Origin of the sequence: Streptomyces sp. NPDC088350, from assembly GCF_044753545.1 — a bacterium.
In the GTDB taxonomy this organism is placed as follows: domain Bacteria; phylum Actinomycetota; class Actinomycetes; order Streptomycetales; family Streptomycetaceae; genus Streptomyces.
The window spans coordinates 271,524-294,820 of record NZ_JBIVNL010000010.1; the positions used below are offsets into that span (position 1 = coordinate 271,524).

General features: G+C 72.3%; 19 protein-coding genes and 2 pseudogenes. 3 read left to right on the plus strand and 18 right to left on the minus strand.

Annotation, left to right across the window (positions count from 1 at the left end; genetic code table 11):
* Positions 1-6: 6 nt before the first annotated feature.
* Entirely contained in the window at positions 7-462 is a 456-nt protein-coding gene (locus ACIQBL_RS33670; RefSeq protein WP_401948526.1) for a J domain-containing protein, read from the minus strand.
* Positions 459-1,187: a hypothetical protein gene (locus tag ACIQBL_RS33675; RefSeq protein WP_401948529.1), complete on the minus strand. Its 729-nt coding sequence runs from the start codon at positions 1,185-1,187 to the stop codon at positions 459-461. The genes ACIQBL_RS33670 and ACIQBL_RS33675 overlap by 4 nt, the downstream gene beginning before the upstream one ends.
* Positions 1,188-1,406: 219 nt before the next feature.
* On the opposite strand from ACIQBL_RS33675, the gene ACIQBL_RS33680 reads away from it, so the two are divergent.
* Positions 1,407-1,892 (plus strand): hypothetical protein, encoded by a 486-nt coding sequence (locus ACIQBL_RS33680; protein WP_401948531.1) that lies wholly within the window; start codon positions 1,407-1,409, stop codon positions 1,890-1,892.
* A gap of 52 nt (positions 1,893-1,944) precedes the next feature.
* Here ACIQBL_RS33680 and ACIQBL_RS33685 read toward each other — a convergent pair whose 3' ends face one another.
* The gene (locus ACIQBL_RS33685) at positions 1,945-2,784 is read right to left on the minus strand and encodes a DUF1932 domain-containing protein (protein ID WP_401948534.1); all 840 of its coding nucleotides are present in this window, start codon (positions 2,782-2,784) and stop codon (positions 1,945-1,947) included.
* 219 nt (positions 2,785-3,003) lie between these two features.
* Here ACIQBL_RS33685 and ACIQBL_RS33690 point away from each other — a divergent pair, with 219 nt between their 5' ends.
* Positions 3,004-3,528 (plus strand): hypothetical protein, encoded by a 525-nt coding sequence (locus tag ACIQBL_RS33690; protein ID WP_401948536.1) that lies wholly within the window; start codon positions 3,004-3,006, stop codon positions 3,526-3,528.
* 284 nt (positions 3,529-3,812) lie between these two features.
* Here the strand turns inward: ACIQBL_RS33690 and ACIQBL_RS33695 are convergent, their stop codons facing one another.
* The 6 genes and pseudogenes from ACIQBL_RS33695 to ACIQBL_RS33720 all read right to left on the minus strand — a co-directional run bounded on the left by ACIQBL_RS33695 (position 3,813) and on the right by ACIQBL_RS33720 (position 11,015).
* Positions 3,813-5,213 (minus strand): GAF domain-containing protein, encoded by a 1,401-nt coding sequence (locus tag ACIQBL_RS33695; protein WP_401948539.1) that lies wholly within the window; start codon positions 5,211-5,213, stop codon positions 3,813-3,815.
* Between the two features lie 29 nt (positions 5,214-5,242).
* A complete protein-coding gene (locus ACIQBL_RS33700) occupies positions 5,243-6,283 on the minus strand; it encodes a rod shape-determining protein (RefSeq protein WP_401948542.1) in 1,041 nt (346 codons plus the stop codon).
* A 210-nt stretch (positions 6,284-6,493) separates the two neighbouring features.
* A pseudogene (locus tag ACIQBL_RS33705) lies at positions 6,494-7,111 on the minus strand (carboxyl transferase domain-containing protein); the annotation flags it as partial.
* Between the two features lie 627 nt (positions 7,112-7,738).
* Positions 7,739-8,473: pseudogene (locus tag ACIQBL_RS33710) on the minus strand (carboxyl transferase domain-containing protein); the annotation flags it as partial.
* The gene (locus tag ACIQBL_RS33715; RefSeq protein ID WP_401948544.1) at positions 8,466-9,908 is read right to left on the minus strand and encodes an acyl-CoA synthetase; all 1,443 of its coding nucleotides are present in this window, start codon (positions 9,906-9,908) and stop codon (positions 8,466-8,468) included. The gene ACIQBL_RS33715 and the pseudogene ACIQBL_RS33710, both read right to left, overlap by 8 nt.
* A gap of 60 nt (positions 9,909-9,968) precedes the next feature.
* On the minus strand, positions 9,969-11,015 hold the full coding sequence (locus tag ACIQBL_RS33720; protein WP_401948546.1) for a MerR family transcriptional regulator: 1,047 nt from the start codon (positions 11,013-11,015) through the stop codon (positions 9,969-9,971).
* 137 nt (positions 11,016-11,152) lie between these two features.
* Between ACIQBL_RS33720 and ACIQBL_RS33725 the strand changes: the two genes are divergently transcribed.
* On the plus strand, positions 11,153-12,028 hold the full coding sequence (locus ACIQBL_RS33725) for a RimK family alpha-L-glutamate ligase (RefSeq protein WP_401948548.1): 876 nt from the start codon (positions 11,153-11,155) through the stop codon (positions 12,026-12,028).
* Here ACIQBL_RS33725 and ACIQBL_RS33730 read toward each other — a convergent pair whose 3' ends face one another.
* The 9 genes from ACIQBL_RS33730 to ACIQBL_RS33770 all read right to left on the minus strand — a co-directional run bounded on the left by ACIQBL_RS33730 (position 12,029) and on the right by ACIQBL_RS33770 (position 23,106).
* On the minus strand, positions 12,029-12,622 hold the full coding sequence (locus tag ACIQBL_RS33730) for a hypothetical protein (RefSeq protein WP_401948551.1): 594 nt from the start codon (positions 12,620-12,622) through the stop codon (positions 12,029-12,031). It lies immediately after the preceding gene.
* Entirely contained in the window at positions 12,510-13,460 is a 951-nt protein-coding gene (locus ACIQBL_RS33735; RefSeq protein WP_401948554.1) for an FkbM family methyltransferase, read from the minus strand. The genes ACIQBL_RS33730 and ACIQBL_RS33735 overlap by 113 nt, the downstream gene beginning before the upstream one ends.
* On the minus strand, positions 13,457-13,666 hold the full coding sequence (locus ACIQBL_RS33740) for a Trm112 family protein (RefSeq protein ID WP_401948557.1): 210 nt from the start codon (positions 13,664-13,666) through the stop codon (positions 13,457-13,459). The genes ACIQBL_RS33735 and ACIQBL_RS33740 overlap by 4 nt, the downstream gene beginning before the upstream one ends.
* On the minus strand, positions 13,663-14,568 hold the full coding sequence (locus tag ACIQBL_RS33745; RefSeq protein ID WP_401948559.1) for a hypothetical protein: 906 nt from the start codon (positions 14,566-14,568) through the stop codon (positions 13,663-13,665). Before ACIQBL_RS33745 ends, ACIQBL_RS33740 begins: the two co-directional genes overlap by 4 nt.
* 22 nt (positions 14,569-14,590) lie before the next feature.
* Positions 14,591-15,340 (minus strand): methyltransferase domain-containing protein, encoded by a 750-nt coding sequence (locus ACIQBL_RS33750; protein ID WP_401948562.1) that lies wholly within the window; start codon positions 15,338-15,340, stop codon positions 14,591-14,593.
* Positions 15,337-16,683 (minus strand): condensation protein, encoded by a 1,347-nt coding sequence (locus ACIQBL_RS33755; protein WP_401948565.1) that lies wholly within the window; start codon positions 16,681-16,683, stop codon positions 15,337-15,339. Before ACIQBL_RS33755 ends, ACIQBL_RS33750 begins: the two co-directional genes overlap by 4 nt.
* On the minus strand, positions 16,680-21,092 hold the full coding sequence (locus ACIQBL_RS33760) for an alpha-(1->3)-arabinofuranosyltransferase family protein (RefSeq protein ID WP_401948809.1): 4,413 nt from the start codon (positions 21,090-21,092) through the stop codon (positions 16,680-16,682). Before ACIQBL_RS33760 ends, ACIQBL_RS33755 begins: the two co-directional genes overlap by 4 nt.
* Entirely contained in the window at positions 21,089-21,814 is a 726-nt protein-coding gene (locus ACIQBL_RS33765; protein ID WP_401948568.1) for a class I SAM-dependent methyltransferase, read from the minus strand. The genes ACIQBL_RS33760 and ACIQBL_RS33765 overlap by 4 nt, the downstream gene beginning before the upstream one ends.
* 104 nt (positions 21,815-21,918) lie before the next feature.
* Complete coding sequence (locus tag ACIQBL_RS33770) at positions 21,919-23,106, minus strand: glycosyltransferase family 4 protein (RefSeq protein WP_401948571.1); 1,188 nt, start codon at positions 23,104-23,106, stop codon at positions 21,919-21,921.
* Between the last annotated feature and the right edge of the window lie 191 nt (positions 23,107-23,297).

Below are 23,297 nucleotides of genomic sequence, written 5' to 3' on the forward strand. Positions count from 1 at the left end.
AGCGGGTCAGTTGCGGCGCCGGCGTCGCTTCGGCCGCGGTTCGTCGACGGGCCGCCACCAGGCGAACCGGTCGGCCCGCCGCCACGAGGAGTCCGGGTCGTGCGCAGGGAAGGAACCGGCGTACACCCCCTGGTCACGGAGGGGACCCGAACCGGCATCAGCGCGTGGGCCGGCACCGGAGGTCCACGCGAAGGGGTCGGCCGGCGGCGCCGGTTCGGCGGAGGTTCCGGGCGTACCGCGCGGCGGCGGCGCCGTGCGGCGGCGGTCGTACGCCCTGCGCCGCACCGGGTCGGACAGCGTCTCGTAGGCCCGGTGCAAGCCCTGGAAGGCCTCCGCGTCGCCGCCCCGGTCGGGGTGCCGGGTCAGTGCCCTTCGGCGGAACGCGCGCACGATCTCGGCCCTGGTGGCGTCGGCCGGGACACCGAGCACCGCGTAGAAGTCCGGTTCGTCCGCGACGGTCACCGGACCGCGACCTCGGCCTGCCGGCAGATCAGCCGCCACGACGCGCGGGGCGCGGGACCGGACAGACCCGAGCCGTGCCCGGACACGAAGGTCACCCACCGGCGTCCGGCCAGATAGCACCAGACGTCCAGCTCGTCGTCGTTCCCGAAGTAGAAGTGGTCCCCCCGGAGGAACACGTCACCGTTGACGAACGGCGACTGCGACCGTGCCTGCGCCTCCGCGGGCAGGTTGCCGAGGAATCCGCGCAGGCGCGCCGGCAGCGGCAGTTCCTCGCCGTACTCCGGCGTCGCGTCGCCGCCCGGCAGCGCGGGGAGACGGGAGCGCGACCGTCTCGGCTTCCGCACCACCACCGCGTGCCGCAACGACGACGGTACGAACGGCACGACCGTGAGCGACTGCGCGGGCCCGCCCCGGTCGTTGACGGTCGGTGTGGCCACGGCGAGACCCCGCTCACCGAACACCACCGCGTACGGACGTCCGGTGTCCGTGGGGTGGCAGTACGCCCACCAGTCGACGATCGGACCGACCCGGGTGACCATCCGGTCGCGGACCGCCGCGCTCAGCTGACGCCACCAGTACTCGCGGCCGGGCAGGTCGACGAACCCGAGCGTCGCGGCATCGTGCACCGGAGCGTCCACCCGCGCGGCGCGCCCCGGAACAGGAAGCGGCCCGGACCGACGCTCCACCGCGCCGGAGTTCGGCCGGGGCACAGGTCGCCACGCCATACGGGACCTCCCAGGGCTCGGATCCACCGACACCGGCCGTCCATTGTGGCGGTGCCGCTACCGCCGGGGAAGAGCGCCGCCCGACCGCCCTGACGCGGACGACTACGACGACCGACGTCATCACCAGTACTGGCCCCCGTGAAGCTGTTTCCGGCGAAGGTCTCCCGTGGTCGGCGCGACGGCTTGAACGGTCGCCGCGGCACCCCCGTACCCCCTGTCGTGACCCACCAGACACAGCAGTCATCGTCCCGAGCCCACACCTCCCGCCTGCGCCGCGGCGCCGCGCTCGCCCTGCTCCCGCTCGCCGTGGCGTGCGGCGGAGGTGAGGACGACGGCGCGGCGGAACGCAAGAAGGCGTCGGCGTCGGCGGTCGTGACCGGCGCTCCCGAGGCCGGCGTCGTCGCGCCCGCCAAGGTCGAGGTGATCGCCGGGCTGACCGGCTGCACCGCCGAGATCCGGATCGAGGCGGAGGAACTGCGCGAGGGCCAGTGCCGTACGAAGCAGGGCGACTACCGGATCACCACGTTCCCCGAGGAGCGGTTCAAGGTGACCTGGCTCGACACCGCCGCGATGTACGGCGGCAAGTACCTCGTCGGCACCCGGTGGGTCGTCAGCGCCCGGCCGGAGCTGCTGGAGGGGTTCCGCTCCCGACTCGGCGGGACCGTACGGGAGTTGCGTCCCATCGCGCCCACCACTGCGCCCTGAGTCACGCTCAGTACGAGTGCCCTGAGCCACCCCTCGGCACGGGTGCCCCGAGTCACCCCTCGGTACGGAGGTGACCCAGCACCTCCTCCAACGGCAGGTCGTAGCGGTCCTTGTCGTCGGTCCACCGGCGCAGCACCGTCGCCGCGCCCTCCGCCAGGGCCGGCGGCAGTCCCGCCGTGCGCAGGGTGTCCGCGATCTCCTCCAACTCCGGTGCCCAGCGCCACGCGCGGGCGGCGACGCTCGGCAACTGCTCCGTCTCCGCGAGGATGTTGGACGTCAACGAGCCTGCCTCGCGGGCGAGTTCGGCGGCCACGCCGTGGCTCGTGGCGAGGGCGTGCGACACGGCGGCCAGCACGCGGGCCGACTTCTGGTACGAGGCGTAGGCCATCTTCAGCGCCGACGCGGCACCGATCTCCGCGTCGAGGGCGCGGGCGACGACCCGCGTGCCCTCGAACACCCCTGCCACGCGGGCGACTTCCTTCGCGTCGCCGCTCAGATACAGGCGCGGGGCGCTGCCCGGTCCCGGCGGGCCGCCGACGATCGAGCCGTCCAGCATCGGTACGCCGCGCTCCGCGCACGCCGCGGCGATGCGCCTCGTACGGTCCGGGCTGATGGCGTTGGCCTCCACGTAGACGCCCCGGAAGGGGTGCGCGAGGACCTCGTGGGCCACGTCCTCCGCCGCGTGCGGCGGGCAGATCGAGAGGACGAAGTCGCTTGCCGTCAGGGCCGATTGGAGGGACTCGGCCGCCTCCAGGCCGGCCTCCCTGGCGCGTTCGAGGCTCGCGGGGCTCCGGCCGGTGGGGACGTACAGCACCCGGGCGCCCGAACGGGCCGCCTGGCCGCCGACTTTGGCGCCCATGGCGCCGGGATGCAGAAGCGTCAACGTGGTCATGGGTCTCACGGTAGGCGGGGGCCGGCCCCGGCCTCGGCGCCCGGTGCCGACTACCAAGCACGACCCATGACTTGCCCTCCGTCGGTTCCGGCGTACTAAAACATTCAACAAAGGGATCTTCGGGACCGGTAAAGGGCTCTACCCGCATAGATGATCCCGGTGCTGTCATGCTCACGTCTGCCCGGAATCCCTGCCGGGCACCACTCCGGGAGATCCCCCATGCCCCGAATATCCCGCTCCGTGGTCACCGCCCTCTCCTCCCTCGCGCTCGCCGCCGCCGGCCTCACGGTCGCCGCCGGCACCGCGCACGCGCAGAGCTGCAGCCAGGCCTACCTCCCTCTCCCCGACCCCAGTTGCCAGCCCGGCGACTACAACCCGGACGTCACCCAGTCCACCATCGACTCCACCATCTGCGTCTCCGGGTGGACCGCGACCGTCCGGCCCTCCAGCTCCTACACCACCGCGCTGAAGAAGAAGCAGATCGTCGAGTACGGCTACACGGACACCAGCACCTCGGACTACGAGGAGGACCACTTCCTCCCCCTCGAACTCGGCGGCGCCCCCAAGAGCGAACTCAACCTCTGGCCCGAGCCGCAGTACGGCACCAAGACCGCCGCCAACAAGGACACCGTCGAGAACAAGCTCAAGAAGGCCGTCTGCGCCGGTACCGTCACGCTCTCCGACGCCCAGGACGCGATCCTCACGGACTGGACGACCGCACTGTCCGACCTCGGCCTGAGCTGATCCCCCTTGCCCGACTCAGGGGCCGGTCTCCTCCTCCGGGAGTAGCCGGCCCCTCTCCGCTCCTTCTGGGGAGGCAGACCAACTGCCTCCGCAAGGCCGATGTTCTTGAGCGTCGCGAGGAAGAGTGTGGGGCATAGGAGAGGGGCATAGGAGATATGAGCCTCGGGAGGGCGCCATGAACCGACAGATCCGTGTACGCGTGATTCGCCGGCCCGCCGCGCCCCGCGACGACACCATCGACCGCAGGACGCCCTCGGGCCGGATCCTGCCCTACTGACGCCCTCTCACAGGGGCGACCGCCAACCCACCGTCGTGCCAGTGCCTCCGTCGTCGTACACCGTCAGGCGTACGGCGTCCCGGCCGTCCGGCAGCGGACTCGTCACGTCGATCGTGATCTCCAGGCGCGAGACGCCGGGTCGGCGTGACGCGGCGGTGAGGGCGCGGCGCAGGGCGGTGAGGAGTTGGGCCGCCACCTGCTCGGGGACGAGGGTGTCCACCGGGCCCCTGAAGCGGGTGGAGGGCTGGAAGCCGAGCGCGGCCGACGCGCCGGCCGTCTCCCGAAGTACCTTGCCGCGGAAGGTCGTCGGGGCCTCGGCCGGCGGCTGTTGCAGGGCGAAGATCGCCGTGCGGACCTCCTGGATCGTCGACTGGAGTTCGTCGACGGCGCGGCCGAGGAGTTCGTGGACCGGGCCGGACGCTCCGCCCCTGCGCTGCGTGGACTCCAGCAACATGCCGGTGGCGAACAGGCGTTGGACCACCAGGTCGTGCAGATCGCGCGCGATGCGGTCGCGGTCCTCGTAGACCGCGAGGCGTTCCCGGCTGTGCTGGGCGTCGGCGAGCACCAGGGCGAGCGCGGCCTGGGAAGCGAACTGCGTTGCCAGCAGCCGTTCTACGGCCGTGTAGGGGCGGTCGCCCGGGCGCCGGGGGAGGGCGAGCGTGCCGATGAGGCGGCCGTCCGCCTGGAGCGGCAGCATCATGCTGGGGCCGAACCGGTGCCGTACATGTGTCGTCATGCGCGGGTCGGTCGCCGAGTCGTCGATGAACACCGGTTCGCCGCCCAGGAGTTGGACGAGGACGGGGCTGCCGGGCTCGATGGTCGTGCCGACGATGTCGCCCGGGTCCTCGTAGGCGGACGCGGTGACGATCTCCATGCCGCCCGCCTCGGTGCGCTGGAGGATCACGCCCGCGGCGGCGTCGGCGAGGGCCCGGGCGCCCTCCGCGACCGTCGTCAGCGCGTCGGCCGCCCGCTCGCCGGTGAGCAGCGCGGTGGTGACGGCCGCCGCGCCCTCGATCCAGCGTTCGCGCTGCCGGGCCGTCTCGTACAGGCGGGCGTTGCCGATCGCGATGCCGGCCTGGGCGGCGAGGACGTGCAGGAGCTGCTCGTCCCCGGCGGTGAAGGGGGCGTCGTGCCGCTTCCCGGCGAGGTGGAGGTGGCCGAACACCTCGTCGTGGACGTGGATCGGCACGCTCAGCGCCCCGGGGGACGGAGGCGCGACCGCACTCGTACGGATCTCGGTGAGGCCGTCCTGCCCGGGGTCCGTCGTCCCGAGCGCCGCGTACCGCGCGCCGGTCAGCTCGGCCGCGCCGTCCACGATGTGCTGGAGCGTGGTGCGCAGTTCGAGCTCGGAACCGACGCTCAGGACGGCTTCGAGCAGGCGGGAGAGGCCGGGGGCGCCGTCACTCACCTCGGCCGGCACCTCGGCCGGGTCCGGGCTCAGGCGGTGGCCAGCGGGTCCAGGACCAGCGGCTCGATCTTGCCCTCCAGCATGTAGCCCAGGCCCTGTACGGCACACACGTCCGGCCGCTCCGCGATGTGCACCGGCATGCCGGTCGCCGCGCGCAGCATCTGGTCGAGGCCGGGGAGCAGCGCGCTGCCGCCGACCATCATGATCCCGCGGTCCACGAGGTCGGCCACCAGGTCGGGCGGGCAGTTGCGCAGCACCCTGCCGATACCGTCGAGCACGGCGGTCAGCGGCGTCTCGATCGCGTCCCGTACGGCCGCGGTGTCGACCTGCACGGAACGGGCGAGGCCGGTCGCCACGTCCCGCCCGTGGATCTCGGTCAGGGCCGGGCCGTACGGGGTGAGACCGTTGCCGGAGAGGGCGAGCTGGAGCGGGCGTACGGACTGGCTGGGGAGCATCAACTCGTGCTCGTGGCGCAGGTGTTGCACGATCGCGTGGTCCACGGCCTCGCCGCCCACCGGGATGCGTTCGGCGGTGACGATGGAGCCGAGGGAGAGCACGGCGACCTGGGTCGCGGCGGCCCCGCACACCATGATCATGGTGGCCTCGGGCCGCTCGACGGGAAGCCCGCAGCCCACGGCGGCGGCGATCAGCGTGTCGACCAGCTCCACCCGGCGCGCCCCGAGCCCGACCAGTGTCTCGATCGTGGCCCGCTGGGCCAGCGGATCGGCGTCGTGCGGGGTGCAGGCGGCGGCCCGCAGCCGGGGCTTGCGGCGCAGGGCGCGCCGTACCTTGTCGCCGATCAGGTGCCGCAGCATGCGCTGCGCCATCTCGATGTCGACCACGGTCCCGCCGGAGACCGGCCGGACGACCCGGATGTAGTCGGGCGTACGGCCCGTCATCTTCTCCGCGAACTCTCCTACGGCGATCAGCGCGCCGGTCCGCGTGTTCACGGCGGCGGCGGACGGCTGGTCGACGACGAGCCCGGCGCCCTTGACGTAGACGCGGGTACGGGCCGCGCCCAGGTCGACGGCGAAATGGCAGCGTCGCAACTGCTCCAGACTGACGGTCATGGCAGGGTCTCCCGAGAACGCGGACCGGGGCGTCGCCGGGTGGCGGGCCTCCTTCGCATCGTGCGGGGGCCGGGGAGCGGGCGCGCCTTGTGGTGGGCCGGGCGGGGTGCGGCTAAATGGGGGTATTTGTCTGTTATGCCCGAGTTAAAGAATAAGTAAGGGGCAAAGGGGGGCGTCTTCGTGACGTCGTGTCGGCGCCGGCACCAGCTCCTATACCGTCCCCGTCCGGATCACCCCCAGCTCCGCCAAGTCCTGCGGCCGGAGGCGGAGTTGGTCCGCCGTCCGCTCCACCTCCGCCGGCGTGCGCTTCAGGATCGCGGCGGCGGCCTCCGGGGCGATCACCGAGAAATAACTGTCCGGAGTGGCCCAGGTGTTGCCCGGCGCGGCCAGCGCCAGCGCCCCGCCGGAGCCGCCCTCGCCGATCAGCAGCGTGGTGACCGGGACCCGGGCGGAAGCCACCGCGCCGAACAGATCCGCGATGGCGGCACCCGCCCCCTCCCGCTCCGCCTCGGCGTCGTTCGCCGCGCCCGGGGTGTCCACCAGCGTCAGCACGGGGATACCGAGCCGTTCCGCGAGCCGGATCAGCCGGGCGGCGGTCCGATACCCGGCCGGGCGGGTCGCCGTCCCGCCCTGCGCGGCATACGCGACCGTCCGCCCCTCCCGCTCCCCGAACCCGCACAGCATCCCCGCGTCGGTACCCCCGCACCGGTCACCGCTGATCGCGAGCCGGTGTGTGAAGTAGTTGTCCAAGTACCGCTCAGCACCCGGCCGTTGAGCCGACCGCGCACGCCGCACGGCTTCCCAGCCGGTGACCGGGAGACCGCCCGCGACGTGCCGCCCGCCCGCTTGTACGGTCGCGGGCGACCCGGCCGGGCTGCGGCGCGCCGACCGGGCGCGTCGCTCCGCTTCCCGCCCGGTCGTCGGGGGGCTGGTCTCGGAGTGCGGGGCCGGTCGGGAGTCCTGTGCCGTGTCTCGGGTGGTCGGGGGCGGGTGGGTCGCATCGGGGGCGGGTGACGCGTTCGCCTGTCCGGTCTCGGAGTGCCGGGCCGGTCGGCAGCCGCGTGTAGCGTCTGGCGCGGCCACCGATGGGTCGGTCGTGCCGGGGGCGGGTGACGCGTTCTCCCGTCCGGTCCCCGGGAGGCCGGTCTCGGGGTGCCGGGCCGGTCGGCAGCCGCGTGTAGCGTCTGGCGCGGCCACCGATGGGTCGGTCGTGCCGGGGGCGGGTGACGCGTTCTCCCGTCCGGTCCCCGGGAGGCCGGTCTCGGGGTGCCGGGCCGGTCGGCAGCCGCGTGTAGCGTCTGGCGCGGCCACCGATGGGTCGGTCGTGCCGGGGGCGGGTGACGCGTTCCCCTGTCCGGTTTCGGGGTCCCGGGCCGGTCCGGAGGCCTGTGTCGTGTCTCGGGTGGTCGGGGGTGGGTCGGTCGCATCGGGGTCAGGTGACGCGCCCTTCCGGTCGGTGGCCGGCAGGCCCTCCGTGCCGAGTGCCGCCGGCACCGGTGCCTGTCCCGGCCACGGTGTGGTCAGCAGTCGTAGCCACCTCCCCAGGGTCTCCCTCAGGTCACGCGGTTCTACGATCGCGTCGGCCGCGCCCGCCGCGACCTGGGCCTCGGCCGTGTACGCCGCCGGGTCCGCGTCCGGCGGGCGGACCCGGGAGCCCGCGAAGCCGACCTGGGCGCCGGGCAGTGCCAGGATCACATCGGCGCCCGCGCCCAGCGTGGCCCAGCCGCCGCCCGTGGTCGGGTCCCGCAGTACCGCGAGCTGCGGCAGGCCGGCCTCCCGGGTGAGCGCCGACTGCCGTGCCACGCGCTGGAGTTGGGTCAGCGCGACCATGCCCTCCTGCATCCGGCTGCCGCCCGTGGCGACCAACGGCACGACCGGCAACCGGTGTTCACGGGCGTACACGTACGCGGCCTCGATACGGTCCCCGGTGCGCTCCCCGAGCGAACCGCCGAGGAAGCCGAACTCGAACGCGATCAGCACCGCCCGCGTGCCCGCCACCGTCGCCGTGCCGCACACCACCGACTCCGACTCGCCGGTGCGGTCGGCGGCGCGGGCGCGCGAGGCGTCGTAGCCCTGCCAGCCGAGGGGGCCGTCGGGACCGGACTCCCTTGCCGGGTGCGGGAGTTCGGTGAAGGTGGTCTCGTCGGTGACGAGGGCGAGGATCTCGCGGGCGGAGCGGCGGTCAGTCATCGCTCAGGGCGCGCTTCAGGATCTTCCCCATGTCGTTGCGGGGGAGTGCGGAGAGGTGGTGGACGACGCGGGGGCGTTTGTGCGGGGCGAGGCGGCTCGCCACATGGTCGGCCAACTCGGCCAGTTCCGGCGGGGATTGGGGGTCCGACGGCACGATCCAGGCGACGATCCGTTCGCCCAGGTCGGGGTCCGGTTCGCCGGTGACGGCGGCCTCGCGCACCCCGGGGTGTTCCAGGAGCGCGTTCTCGATCTCGCCCGCGCCGATCTTGTAACCCCCGCTCTTGATCAGGTCGGTGGCCTTGCGGCCGACGATCCGCACATAGCCGTCGGGGTCGCGCACGGCCATGTCGCCGGTACGGAACCAGCCGTCGGCGGTGAAGGCGGCGGCCGTCGCGTCGGGCCGGTTGAGGTACTCGGTGAAGAGGTTCGGCCCGCGTACCTGGATCTCGCCCACGCTCTCGCCGTCGTGGACGGGAAGGGGCGTGCCGTCCTCCTCGACCAGGCGCAGTTCCACACCGGGCAGCGGGATGCCCACCGTCCCCGCGCGCGGCTCGCCGTCCGCTCGGACACTCGTGTTCATGAGGGTCTCCGTCATGCCGTAGCGCTCGATCACCCGGCGCCCGGTCGCCGACGCGATCCGCTCGTGGTCGTGGACCGGCAGCGCGGCCGAACCGGATACCAACAACCGTGCGCGGCCGAGGGACTTGGCGAGTCCGGGGTCGTCGGGCAGGGTCTCCGCGATGCGGTGGTACATCGTCGGTACGCCGAACAGCATGGTCGCGCCATCGTTCAACTCCCGTGCCACACCCTCCGTGCTGAACCGTCCCAGGTGCCGCACCGAGCCGCCGCGCCGCAACGGGCCCAGGATGCCCAGCACCAGCCCGTGCACATGGAACAGCGGCAGCCCGTGCACGAGCACGTCCTCGCCGGTCCACTGCCAGGCGTCGGCCAGCGCGTCCAGCGTCGAGGCGATCGCCCGGCGCGGGATGACGGCACCCTTGGGCGGGCCGGTGGTGCCGGAGGTGTAGACGACGAGGGCGGGGTCCTCGTCGGACGCGCGCTCCTCGGCGACCGGTCCCACCGCGCGCACGTCGACGTCGACGCGCTCCAAGTGACGTACGGCGGAAGGGAGTTCATCGCCGGGCGCGGCCAGGATCAGCGTCGGCGCGCTGTCCGCCAGGATGTGGCCGAGTTCCCTCTCGCCCGACTTCGGGTTGAGCGGCACCGCGGCCACCCCGGCCCGCAGCGCCGCCACCACGGCGACGGCCGTCTCCAGCGAGTTGGTGGCCCACACGGCGACCCGGCCGGTGCCCGCGCACCGGGCCGCGAGGGCGTCCGCCGCCGCGCCCAGCTCCGCGTAGGTCAGGGACCGGTCACCGAAGCTGAGAGCGGGCTGCCCGCCCGGGTTCGCCAGGGCCGGAAAGAGGGTGGACACGCGGCGCGCTCCTTGGTCGTCGGGGGCAAGGGTCCCCGGACGTCGGGGACACCCCCGTTCCTACACCACGTCCGCCACCACACAGCTGACGTTGTCCGGACCCCCGGCCCCGTTCGCCGCGTCGATCAGGGCGCGTACCGCCTCGTCCGGGTCCGGGTTCGCGGTGAGGAGTTCGCGGATCCGGTGCTCCGGGACGACCCCGGTCAGGCCGTCCGAGCACAGGAGGTAGCGGTCGCCGCGCCGGGCGTCGTGGAGTTTCAGGTCGGGGGCACCGGTCGTCAACGCCTTGAGGAGCAAGGTGCGTTGAGGGTGGGAGCCGGCCTCCTCCGGGGTCAGCCGGCCCTCGTCGATCAGCGACTGGACGACCGAGTGGTCGTGCGTGATCCGGAAGAGCCCGCCGCCGCGCAGCAGATACGCGCGCGAGTCCCCGATGTGCACAAGCGCCAGCTTCGAACCCGTCCACAGCAACGCGGTCAGGGTGGTGCCGTTCTCGAGGGGATCGGCCACGTCACGGACCGCCTCGGTGGCGCCCCGTACCGCCTCCTCCAGGAGGTTGAGGACGTTGCCCGCCGGCACCTCCTCGGTGTCCAGGAAGCGGAGCGCCTCCACCGCCGCACTGCTCGCGGGCGCGCCCGCCGGGCCGAACCCGTCGGCGACCGCGAGCAGCCGTGCGCCCGCGTACGCCGAGTCCTGGTTGGAGGGGCGGACCAGGCCGCGGTCCGAGTGGGCGGAGTAACGCAGTTCGAGCATGGTGGTGTCCTTTCCCGGTACGGCCGCCACGGCCGTGAGGTGGTCGACGAGGAACCCGGCGAGATCCCGCCGCTCGGCCGTCTCCGCCTCGACCCGGGCCCAGAAGGCGCGGATCTCACGGGCGGCGGCGGCCGGTTCGAGGGCGCACACCTCACGGATCCCGGCCAGCGGCATGCCCAGCCGCCGCAGCCACGCGACAAGCCGCGCCATCTCCAGCTGCTCCACCGCGTAGTACCGGTATCCGCTGTCGGGGTCCACGCGCGCCGGCCGCAACAGCTCCAGCTCGTCGTACAGCCGCAACGCCTTCGGCGACAGCCTGCACGCCCGTGCGAAGGCCCCGATCGTCAGCATGTTCATGCGCACCTCGGCCTCTTTCGGTTCCGCCACTGATGCTGGGGCTTCACCGAAGGGGAAGGTCAATCCGGTTGCCGCGGTTGCGGGGGCCATGGATAACCTGCGGATCTGTCCACAGTCGGCATCCGGATGGAGACCCCGTGCCCCGTATCGCGCTCGCCACCTACGACCCCGGACCCGTACCCAGCAAGGACCGTGACCTTCCGGTGCTGGTGGAGGCGTTGCGGGCGGCCGGGGCCGAGGCCGTCGCCGTGCCGTGGGACGACGCCGGGACCGACTGGGGCGCGTACGACCTCGTGGTCATCCGCTCGACCTGGGACTACACCTGGCGGGCGGCCGAGTTCGTGGCCTGGGCCGAGCGGACCGGGAGGGTCACGCGGCTGGCCAACCCCGTGCAGGTCGTGCGGTGGAACACCGACAAGCGGTATCTCGGTGAGCTCGCGGCGGCCGGCGTGCCCGTCGTGCCGACCCGCTATCTCGCCGCCGGTGACCCCGTCGACCTCCCCGACGACCACGAGTACGTCGTCAAGCCGACCTCCGGCGCGGGCGCCCGCTTCGCCGCCCGCTACCTGCCCGACGAGCGCGAGACGGCCGTACGACAGCTGGAGCGGATGTACGCGGAGGGGCTCACCGCGATGGTGCAGCCGTATCTGACGAACGTGGACGTCAGCGGGGAGCGGGCGCTGCTGTTCTTCGGGGGGCGGTTCGTGCACGCCTCGCGGAAGGGGGCCGTGCTGGCGCGGGGTACGGCCTACGACGACGACAAGGTGTCCCACCCGGACCTGGAGCCGTGGACCGCGACCGAGGCCGAACTCTCCGTCGCCGAGCGGGCGTTGGCCGCCGTACCGGACGCGCCGGAGCTGCTGTACGCGCGCGTGGACCTCGTGGACGGGCCGGACGGGAAGCCGTGTGTGATGGAACTGGAACTCGTCGAGCCGAATCTCTTCCTCGATCTGCATCCGGGGTCGCCGGCCGTGGTGGTGGACGCGGTGCTGGCGGCTGCCGCCAGTCGCTGATCATCGGTCATTGATCGCCGTTCGCTGGAGCAGGCCCCAGGTGAACTCGGCGGCGCAGCGATGCCGTACGCCCTGCCCGTCCGGGGCGGTGAAGGCCAGGCCCCAGCGGGTGGGGGCCGTGCCCTCCAGGGGGCGGGCGGGGGCGAAGGCGCGGGCCGCCTCCTCGACCGTGCAGGACCAGGGGGTCAGGTCGTCGAGAGTGTGGAGGGCGGGGCCTTCGGTACCCGGGGCGCGGACCAGCCACTCGTTCCATACGGCGCCGTTCGGGGCGGTCAGCACCTCGAAGCGGAGGCCGGGCCAGAGGGGGAGGGGCCACTGCCGGGCCTCGCAGTCCAGGTCGCCGATCCTGCGGTGTGCGGTCGACTCCGGGGTGCCGAGGATCTGGCGGTAGCGGGAGGCCGCGGCCCGGCCGCGCGGGGAGTGCAGCATGGTCTGCCAGCGTCTGTTGGCCTCGCGCATGTCGGCGATCGAGACGCCCAGCTCATGACGGGCGTCCTCGACCAGGTCCGGGTTGTGGTCCGCCATGCGGCGCAGCAGGACCAGTTGGAAGTCGAGGGGGCTGAAGGGGCTCGCGGGGCGTTTCGCTTCGGGCATGCGATCCATCGTCGCGCACGGCACTGACACCGGCGCTCGCACCGGCACTGACACCGGGGCTGCGGCCGTCGGCGAGGAACAGGACCGAGTTGACGTAACGGGGGCCGCGCGCGAAGGGCAGGACGCGGCGCAGCAGTCCCTGGGAGACGACGTACGAGGTCAGGGCCTGGTGTGCTTCCAGGGGGAAGGCGGACAGGCGGACCCAGTCCCTGTTCCTGTCCGGGAGGACCCAGCCCTCGTAGCCGAGCAGCGACAGGTAGGTCACCACCGGGGCGATCGGCTGGATGCGGGACTCCAGTTCGACGAAGAGGGCGGGGCGGTCGCGGGTGAGGAGGCCGGTCGCGCCGTGCAGGACCGCCAGTTCGTTGCCGTCGACGTCGATCTTGATGAAGCCGACGTCCTTGAGGGCCAGGCCGTCGAGCGTGACGCAGGGGACGTGCAGGGCGCGGGCGTGGATGTCCCGGCGGACCAGTGAGGAGACACCCCGGTCGCCCTCGTCGTGCGGCGGCAGCCACAGGCGGGCGGTGCCGGGGCGGTCCGAGGCGGCGGCCGGGATCACCATGGCGTTCGCGGGGGCGGCCGAGGCGAGGAGCCGCGCCAGGTGGGGGACCGGTTCCACGGTCACCACCCGGCGCGCGTGTCTGCAGAGGCGGTGCGTCCAGGGGCCGTACCAGCCGCCGACGTCGACCGCCGTGCCGCAGTCGGGCGGCAACAGGTCGGTCAGGCGGGCCAGTTCGGGTTCGAAGCGGGGGTAGACGGCCCGGGCGGTGGCGGCGACCAGGCGGGTGGGGAGGAGGGGCGCGAGGCGGGCGGTGAGCGTGCGAGGGGTGCGGGTCATGGGATCATCCGTTTGAGGAGTTCCTCGTGTTCGCCGTCGTCGGTCACTTGCTCGCCGGACGAGGGCAGGAGCTGGGGGATGCCGTCGACGATGGGGTAACGGCGGCGCAGCCGCGGGTTGTAGAGGGCGTCCGTGGGCAGCAGATGCAGCGGGCCCTTGTCGAGCGGGCAGGCCAGGATCTTCAGCAGGGGGTCGTCCGGGTTCATGGCGGAGTCAACTCCTTGGCCGCAACCGGGGGTTGGGGCGCGTTGTCGTGCTTCGGCATGGTCAGCAGAACCGTGACCGCCAGTACGGTGCCCCCGATCCGCAGGGCCAGTCGCAGCGGGTCGTGCGGCAGGGCCTCGCCGAACGAGAGCGTGCCGAGCACCGCCGTGAACAGGCTCGTCACCGTCGTACAGACCGGCACGATCAGCGAGGCCCGGCAGCGTTGCAGCGCCGCCTGGGACATGACCAGGCCGAACGCGCCCGTGAAGAGAAGGAGATAGGGGTACGGGGACTTGAGCAGGGCAACCACCGCCCCTCCCAGGTCACTTGTGGTCAGATAGCTCGACACCCCCTTGATGGCGAGCGAGCTGACCCCGTACAACAGGCCCACCGCCACGCCGTATTCGACACCCGTGGTGGGCAGCCGGTGGCGGTGGCCGGCGCTGCGCTCGGTGGACCGGTACAGCCAGACGCCGGCCGCCAGCGAGGGCACGCACACCAACAGGATCAGCGGATAGGGCGCGTTGCGGCTGACGTGGTCCGAGCCCTCCTTCAGCGACAGCACCACCATCAGCAGCGCCACGAGGATCGCCGCCAGCGCGTACCGTTCACGGCCGCTGGTCTCCTCGCCGAGCATCCGCGCGGACAGCAGCACGAGCAGGACCAGGCCCGACACGAAGATGCCCTGCGCGGCGGCGATCGGCAGCGTCCGGTACACGGCGAGCTGCGCGCCGAACCCGGAGGCGAGCGCGAGGGACCCTCCGATCCACAGCGGACTTCCGAGCACCAGCCGCAGCAGCCGCACCGGTTGACGGACCGTCACCTCGGGCAGGGCCGCGAGCGCCCGTTTCTCCAGGACGAAGCCGGTGCTGTAGAGCACGTTCGCCAACAGGGCCGCGGCCACCCCCCACCACACGGCCGCGCCCCTATGTCTTCCGCGCGTGCAACAGCAGGATCGACGCCAACGACGGTCTGGCACAGGCCAGTCGGTCGAGCGGGCGCAACGGTCGCGGTACGCCGTGGAAGGGAGCGCCCGTGAGCCGTACGACCTCGAAGCCGGCCGCCGTCACGAACTCCCGCAGCGCACGCGGGGTGTAGAGCCGCAGATGCCCTACGACCTCCTTGCCGGGGCGGCCGTGGATCGCGCGCAGGCTCACCTCCGAGAACACGGGCTGGACGCCGGCGAGCAGCAGGGCGCGGTTGTACCAGGCCGCCAAGTTCGGTGTGGACAGCATGAGATGGCCTCCCGGGCGCAGGACACGGCGGATCTCGGCGAGCGCCGTGTCCGGGTCGACGAGGTGCTCGATCACCTCGCTGAACAGCACGGCGTCGGCGGAGGCCGTCCGCAGGGGCAACGCGGTGAGTTCACCGCGGACCGTGTACGGCAGATGGGTGCGGGCGCGGGTGAGGGCGTCCTGGGACCAGTCGACGCCGACGACGCGGTGGCCGGTGAGGAGAGGCGCGGCGGTGGCTGCGGCGGTGCCGTCGCCGCAGCCGATGTCGAGGATCGTGCGGGCCTGCCGGGTGGCCGTCGCCGGGCCCAGGGCGGCGGCCAGGACGCGGGCCTGGCGGAGCGTGCGGGAGGGGCCGGAGGCGACGGGGACGGCGGGGTTCTCGTAGAAGTCGCGGAGGTCGTCGTGTGTCGTGGGGTGGTGCGGGGGCGTGGTGGTCGTCATCGCGAGTGCTCCTCCGTCGTGTGCAGGTAGTGCTCGAACAGGTCGCGGAGGTGGGCGCCGTCGCCGGGGCCGAGGAGGGTGCGGGACCAGCGCAGGGCCACGTGCAGCCTGCCCGCGGTGGAGGCGGTCGTCACGGTCAGGCCGCGGGGCATGCGGGCCGGGGCCGAGAACCACACGGCGTGCGCACGGCCCGCCTCGTCGCCGAAGTCCAGGGTGTAGGGGATGCGGCCGATGTTGCTGAGCAGGGTGGTCGAGGTCCAGGGGGCGGCGGCCCTGCGCAGGCCGCGGGTGAGGGTGGCGCGCCAGGCGACGGGGACGACGGGGGTCGTCAACAGGGTCGCGCCGTGGCCGAGTTGGGGGCGGGGGAGGGCTTTGAGGGCGCGCGTCCGGGTTGCTGTGCGGTGGAGCAGTTCGCCCATCCGGGCGGGGTCTGCTCCGGTGGTCAACTCGTCTGGGGCGAAGGTGACTTCCACGAGTCGCGTGCCGTTGCCTATCGGCATGTCCGTGTCCCGGGGGCGGTCGTCCACGGGCATCGTGATGCGCATCGGGCGGGGGTGTTCGCCGTGTTCGCGGTTCCAGTGGGCGATCATCAGGGCCGTCGTGACCATGAGTTGGTCGTTCACCGTGTACGGGGAGCCCTTGGGGCGGTGCGGGACGGGGAGTTCGACGAGGAGGAGGCCGTTGCCGCCGGGGGAGGGGTCGGGGGTGCCGGGGGCGACTCGGGCGGGCGGGGTCCAGACGGACGGGGTGTCCGTGGGGGGTTCGGGGGTGTCCGGGGGGCGGGTCGGTGGGGCGGTCGGGGAGTTGTCCTTTCCGCCGTACAGCTCCGCTGCGGTGGCGAGGACGCGGAGGCAGGCGGGGCCGTCCAGTGCGGTGTGGTTGACGGTGAGGACGAGGGCGGTGCGGGGGCCCGTGCCGGGGGCTGAGCCGCTGTTGTGGGCGAGGGGGATTGCTTCGAGGCGGATGGGTGGGGATGCGGTGAGGGGTGGGGTTCGGTCCAGGGCGCGGGTGCGGGCGTGTTGGAGCGCGTCGCGGGTGGGGGGCGGGAAGGTCACCACCTCTACGTCCGGGGAATCCGTCAGCTCCCATTCGTAGCGGCGGCGGTACCAGGGGCCGGGGGCCTCGCGCATGAGGATGCGGGGGTGGCGGTGCAGGGCTTCGGTGACGGCGGTGCGGAGCCGTTCCGGGTTTAGGGGGCCGGGGAGGTGTACCTCGATGTGGACGGTTTCCGGTTCGGTGGACTGGTGGCAGTGGCGGGCGATTTCGTCGACTGTGGGGAAGGGGATGCGGGGGAGGGGGCGGGCGGGGTTGTTGGCTCGGGCGGGTTGGTCCAGTGCGGTCATTGGGGTGCGTCCTTTTGCTGCGGGTCCGTGGGGGCTGGGCGCGCCCACGCGGCGGAGCCGCAAATGTCAGAGCCCCGCGCCCCTTCGGGGGCGCCCTCGGGTGCCGTTGGTTGAGAGCTGGGCCCGGGGATCGGAGTAACGGGGGCCTGGTGTTCCGGGCCCCGTGCGGAGATCGTCGAGCTGGACTCCACCGGTCCTGGCCTCTCCCCCGCGCCCAGCGCGCTCGTCCCCCGTTCCCTGTGCGGCAGGGGTGCCGGTGGCAGCACCAGCGTGGAGCCCAGAGCGCCCGGCTCTCTCCACTCCCGCACGCTCACCAGACCCGCGAACAAGCCGATCAGCGCGAGGAGTTGGGCGGTGTGGCTGAACGCTCCCTCGCCCGCGCCCACCGGGGCACCGGCGCCCGTCGCCGCCGCGACACCCGAGCCCGCCAGCGCCACGAACGCGATCGGGACCAGCAACGCGTGCCGGCGGTATGCCAGTAGCGCCAGTGCGGGTACCAGCAGGGCGAACCAGCCCGCTATCACCACGCCGACCAGCGTCAGTGCCACCGTGCCGAGCCACAGGCCGGGGAGGGGTGGGGGTGGTTGCACCTCGTCGGAGTTCGGTTCGTCGCGGCGCCAGATCACCAGGGCCAGGAGGATGACCAGTGCGGCTCCGCTGCCGATGAGGCCGGCCTTGTACGTCGTCGCGGGTTCGTAGGAGAGCTTGACCGTGCCGCCCGCGCCTGCGGGGATACGCCAGCCCTGTTGCCAGCCGTCCAGGCGGACCGAGGTCAACTCCTTGCCGTTCAGGGTGGCTTTCCAACCGTTGTTGTAGTTCTCGTAGGTCGTGAAGTAGGAAGCGGCACCCGCGCCCACCGTCACCTCGCGGCGGTCGCCCAGCCAGTCCTGGATCGTCGACTTCCTTGTGTCGGCGGTGGGTTCGGTCACCGTCCCTCGGGTCAGGGTCACGTCCGTGAGTTCCAGGGGGCCGGCGTCTCCCGCCTCCACCCGGTGGGTGCCCGACGTCAGCTCCAACCCGCCGTCGCTCCGCCCCTGTTGACAGAGCGTCACATCCACCGCCCGCCGCTCCGTCAGGTCCCCTACCGTCCCCGTCACGCTCGTCTGGTACAGCTCGCCGTCCACCGCCACCACCGGCCCCTTTCCGCAGGCCAGCGTGAAGGTGCGGGTGGGGTCGGGCTGGGGGGTGCGGTACTGGTCCAGGGCCGGGATGTAGGCCTCGGTCAGGCCCACGGGGAGCTGGAGGTTCTCGTCCGCTATCGGGTTGTGCAGGGTGAGCGGGGCCGTTTTCGTGATCGTGATGTCCAGGCGGTCCGTGGTGATCGGGTCGAAGCGGACCACGCCGTTCTCGTCCACGCCGGCGATCGTCGCGCCGTCGGGGGAGGTGATGTCCACCTCGGTGGCGCGCGTCGACAGGCCTCCGGCAGGGGCCAACACCACTTCCCCTACGGCCTGTTTGCCGGTCCAGCTGAGATGGATCGTCGGTCGCGCGCCCGCTATCCAGCCCGTCGTCAGGTCTCCGTCCGTGAGGTTGCGGGCCGAGAGGCCCGCCCCCAGCGCGGCCGTGGAGTCCGCCGTCGCCGTGATGCGGTGCTGCTGGGCGGGGGCCACCTCGTAGAGCAGCTTGTCCAGCTCCTCGCCGGGGACCGCCACCGCGCTCGCCTTCATCTCGTACGTTCCCGCCGTCGGCGTCGAGAACGTGCGGTGCAGGCCCGCCTCCGTGCCCGTCGCGGAGAGGCCGGTCGGGTCGGCCGTGCGGTGCAGGGAGATGATCTCGGCGGCCGAGTCGGAGGAGTCGGCGTCGGTCGGGAGCTTCAGGAGCCGGGTGACCTGGACGTGCGGCAGGGCGATCTCGGAGAAACCCGCGCCGGTGAGTCCGGTGCGGCGGGCCACCGAGTCGACGATCGTCAGCTTCATCCAACTCGTCGTGCCTGAAGGGGCTTTGATGGTCTGGGTCATGCCGTTCGGCTGGAGGTAGCTGGTCACCGATCCCTTCGCCGTCTCCACCCGCACCTCCGTCGCCGCCGCCCGCACGCTCTCCTGGGGGAGAGGGGTGACCTTGAACGAACCCGGCATGTCGTACGACCCGCCCGTGAAGCCGATCCGCAGCCACTGCCCGTTCGGGGAGCCCGCCGCGCCCTCCGCCCACGCGGTGTCGGGGTTGCCGTCGAAGGCGTTCACCGGGTCGTACTGGGGCAGGTAGAACAGCCAGTTGCCGCTGGAGGACGCCGTCACCGAGCGGGCGCCGCGCAGTTCCGCCACCGTCTGGTGGGCGATGCCCTTCGTCGGCAGGATCTGTTTCGGCTTCTTGCCCGCGTCCTGGACGGCGTCCGGGGCGTTGCGTTCGTCGGGGGTGTACGTGTACGAGGTGTTGGCGTCGACGAGGCCGAACCGGGTGTCCGCCCGGCGCAGTCCGTCGCCCACCACCTGGAGCGTGGGGGAGCCCAGCCCGGGGTGGTTGTCGCCCGTCAACACCGTTGCCCTGCCCCGGAGTTCGGTGGCCAGGGGGAGGATCGACTCCGGGCCGCCGGAGACCACCGCCGTGTCGGCCACCGGCATCAGGCCCGCCTGGCCGGGGCGGATCACGTCCTTGCTCGTCGGCTCGTAGATCTCGACCGCCCGTTGGCGCGGGTAGAGGCCCTCGACCTGGAGCGGGGTGTCGTTCGCTATCCGGCCGCCGGTCATCACCGGGCCCAGGCCGGTGACCCGCTGGTAGCCGGACTGTTCCAGGGTGCGTTTGACGGTGGTCGTCGGGACGTAGCCGATCTGGTCGGGGTCCAGGTCGTTGCGGACGACGACGTAGTAGACGCCCGCCCGGCTCAAGTAGTCGGCCAGGCCCGGGACTTCACTCCCGCTCGCCAGTGCCTGTTCGACCGCGTCCATCGCGCGCCGGTTGCCGGGGGTGCCCATCGGGACGTAATCCCGTTCCGCCCAGCGGGAGTTGGCCAGCACGTCCAACGGCTCGTCGATGGGGGAGCCCCAGGTGTAGAGGCCGTGCGCGGTCGCCGGGACGACCAGGGCCCGGGAGTCCGGGGAGTACTTCTCCAGCCAGTCCGCCGTGGCCTGCCAGTACTTGGGGAGCTGCTGGAACGAACCCGGGTTCAGGATCGACCCGTTGAGATACGGCCAGGCCAGACCGGGCAGGACGAGGACCAGCGCGATCAGCGGGGCGAGGCGGCGGCCCCTGATCGGACGGGCGCCGCGGGTCTCGGCCGCCACGCCCACCAGGTGGGCCAGACCCAGGACGAGTGCGAGAGCGAGCCCCGCCTGGAACTTGTAGATGTTCCTGAAGGGCACGAGCGGGCCGTTCAGCCAGTCCTGCACCAGCCCGTGGAAGGGTGCCCCGAACGAGCCGCCGTACCCGGCGAACAGGACCAGTGCCACCGACACCCCGATCAGCACCAGCCAGCGCCGCTCGGGCATGTCCCGTCTGGCCAGTCCCGCGAGGCCGAGGCCCGCCGCGAGTGCCGAGCAGACGATCACGATCACCGAGGAGGCGACCGTCCAGCCGGCCGGTATCCAGGCCTCGCCCAGGTGCAGATAGGCGACCCAGTTCCCGGCTCCGCGCAGGCCCTCCGTCGCCGACATGGTGTCCGTCGTGGTCTGCGAAGTCTCCACGTAGGGAAGGAAGTTCTCGCCGTAGACGCCGAGCATGAGGAGCGGGATCCACCACCACGCCGTCGCCAGGACCACTCCCGGCACCCACCAGGCGATCAGCTTGCGCTGTCTCGGTCCCGGCGGCCGGGACAGCAGATACAGGCCCACCGGCAGCAGGGACGCGAGGGTCGCCGCCGCGTTGACACCGCCCATGAACGGGACGATCAGTGCCGAGCGGAGGGCCGCGATACGGGCCGTACAGCGCTCGTCGGTCAGCGGCAGCAGGACCCAGGGGAGGAAGGCTCCGGGGAGCGCGGCGGCCGAGGTCGAGCCCACGACGATCGTGAACACCGGCCACAGCGCGTACGTCACGGCGGCGAGCAGCCGGGACGCGGGACTCCCGATGCGCAGGCGTTCGGCAAGCCGCAGCGCGCCCCAGAAGGCGACCGACACGACCAGCGACAGCCACAGCCGTTCCGCGAGCCACACCGGCAGGTGCACGGCGTGGGCCAGCCAGTAGAACGGCAGCATCGGCCACAGGTAGCCGACGTACTGGTCCTGGATGCCGCCGAAGGAACCCCGGTCGTGCCACAACTGGCCCAGGTCGGACAGGAATTGACCCGGGTCCACGGTGACGCCGAGCTTGGTGTCGAAGGTCTGGCGTCCCGGGTGCACGGCGAGGAACAGCACGAACACCACGGCCCAGAACCCCAGCAGCCAGCGCCGCGACCTCGGGCCCTCCGGGGGGCCCGCCAGTGTCGTGGTGGTGGGGTCGGCCGCCGGGGGCGGTGCCTGGACCGTGGTCGCCGTCATGGTGGACACCGCCGGAGGATGAGGAGGAGGTTCCAGGTGGCCAACTCCCTTATCCCGGGCACTTTTACGACGGCTCGGTCGAGGAAGGGCCAGTAGCGGGAGCGCGCCGCGACGACCATGACGTCGTCGCGGGCGCGCACCTGCCGCAGGGTGGTGCCGATGTGCACGGCGAACAGGTTCTCGCCGAGGGTGTGCTTGGCGTCCTTGCCGGTTCGGCGCCGGTAGCGGGCGCGGGCCCGTTCGGCGCCGAGGTAGTGCCAGGGCGCCCACTCGTGACCGCCCCACGGGGACAGCCAGTTGGTGAACGACACATAGATCAGCCCACCGGGCCGCGTCACCCGAGCCAGCTCACTGAGAAACGTCTCCGGATCGGCCACGTGCTCAAGGACGTTGGACGTGAACGTCACATCCGCGATTCCGTCGGAGAGGGGCAGGAGATACCCGTCGGCGATCACCGTCCCGTCGGGCGGCTTCTCCCCCAACTCCCGTACGTCAGGCTCGAAGAGGTAGGCGTGGGCGCCACGCCGCCGGAACTCCTCGGTGAAGTACCCGCTGCCGCCACCGACGTCCACGACAGTGCGTCCGGCAACAGGCCCGTAGTGGGCCTCGACTTGATCAACGGCGTCGCGGGCGAGCAACGAGTAGCAGAAGTCGGGGTCCTCCTGTTCACGCAGGAAGGCACGAAAGAGGGCGAGGGACCGACGAAGAGAGGGATCCTTCAAATGCCGGTCGACTGGGGCGTCCCGATAGGGGCGCGGGGAACTGCGCGACCAGCCACGACGATTCCGCAGTCGCGTGACAGCCTCACCGGCACGGCGTATGGGCGTCACGGCGTCCAGCCCCTCACCGCCTCGCTGGCCACCAGGCGGAACTGTCTCACCGTTCGATCCCAGCGATAGCGTCCCGCACGATCACGAGCCGCCTTGCCCATCACCTCACGCCGACGCCCGGACAACGCCAACGTGCACCAGGCCGCCGCGAACGAGGACTCCCCCCGCGCCAGTACACCCGTCTCGCCATCGACAACGGAGTCACGCAACCCCGGCACGTCGAAGGCGATCGCGGGCGTCTCGCGGGCCGCCGCCTCCGTCACGACCAAGCCCCACCCCTCCAGCGCGGACGGATGCAGCAACAACCAGGCCGCACAGAGCAGTTCGTGTTTCCGAGACTCCGAGACATGCCCCGTGAACTCCACCCCGGGCCCCGCGAGCCGCTCCAAAGACGCACGCTCAGGACCATCACCCACGATCACAAGACGCCCGCCGACCACGGGACGTACCCGCTCCCACAGCCGCAGCAGCAGATCGATCCGCTTGTACTCGACGAGCCGCCCCACCGCCACGAACAGCGGTTCCGGCGAGCGCTCGGCACGGGGCCCTGGCTCCTCGACCCCGTTGTGGACGACCCGAATCCGGTCCCGCTCGACCCCGATCCCGCGCAGCGCGTGCGCGGTCGAGGGGGAGACCGCGACCAGCAGGCCGTGGTGCTGCGCCCCGGTCAGCGCCCAGTGTTCGAGTCTCCGGCCGATTCTCGCCGCCGGTGCCATCGGCCCGCCGAACCGCATCTTCCACAGGTCGGTGTGGACGTGGTTGACCAGGCACAGGGTCGGACCGTGGTGCCACACGGGAGCGAAGTAGGGCATGCCGTTGCACACCTCGACCAGCAGATCGCAGTCACCGACCTGCCGGGTGAACGCGGTACGGGCGCGCAGGTAGTGGCCGTAGGCACCGCCCGCCGACACGACTCTGTAGTCGCGGTAGGCGGCGGGGCCGCCGCACAACAGGGTGACCTGGTGGCCGAGTCGGGTCAGGCCGTCGGCCAGTCGGTCGACGAGGAGTTCGGAGCCGCCGGCCGAGGGGTTGTCGAGATCGCGGTGCGCGAGGAAAACGATGCGGCGCGGTTGCGGCACGGGTGCCGGCGGGTGCTGCGCGACCGGAGGAAACGGGGTGCGGTGGGGGTCCCCCCACCCGAGTGAATTCGAGGGTGGGGGAGGGTAGGGCACGTGCTGGGGCATGGGCGCTCCAACTCGTCTCAGGGTGCGGAACTCTGCAGGGTGAGGGCGGGGCGCGGTGCGGAGTTCTGTGGGGGGTCTGAGCTGTGGTTACGGACAGGTTGTGGACGGGCTGTGCTCGGGTGGGATTGGACAGTTTTCGCCCCGCCGTCCGACTCTGCTACTCACCGAGGTGACAATTTCCGGGGTTATTA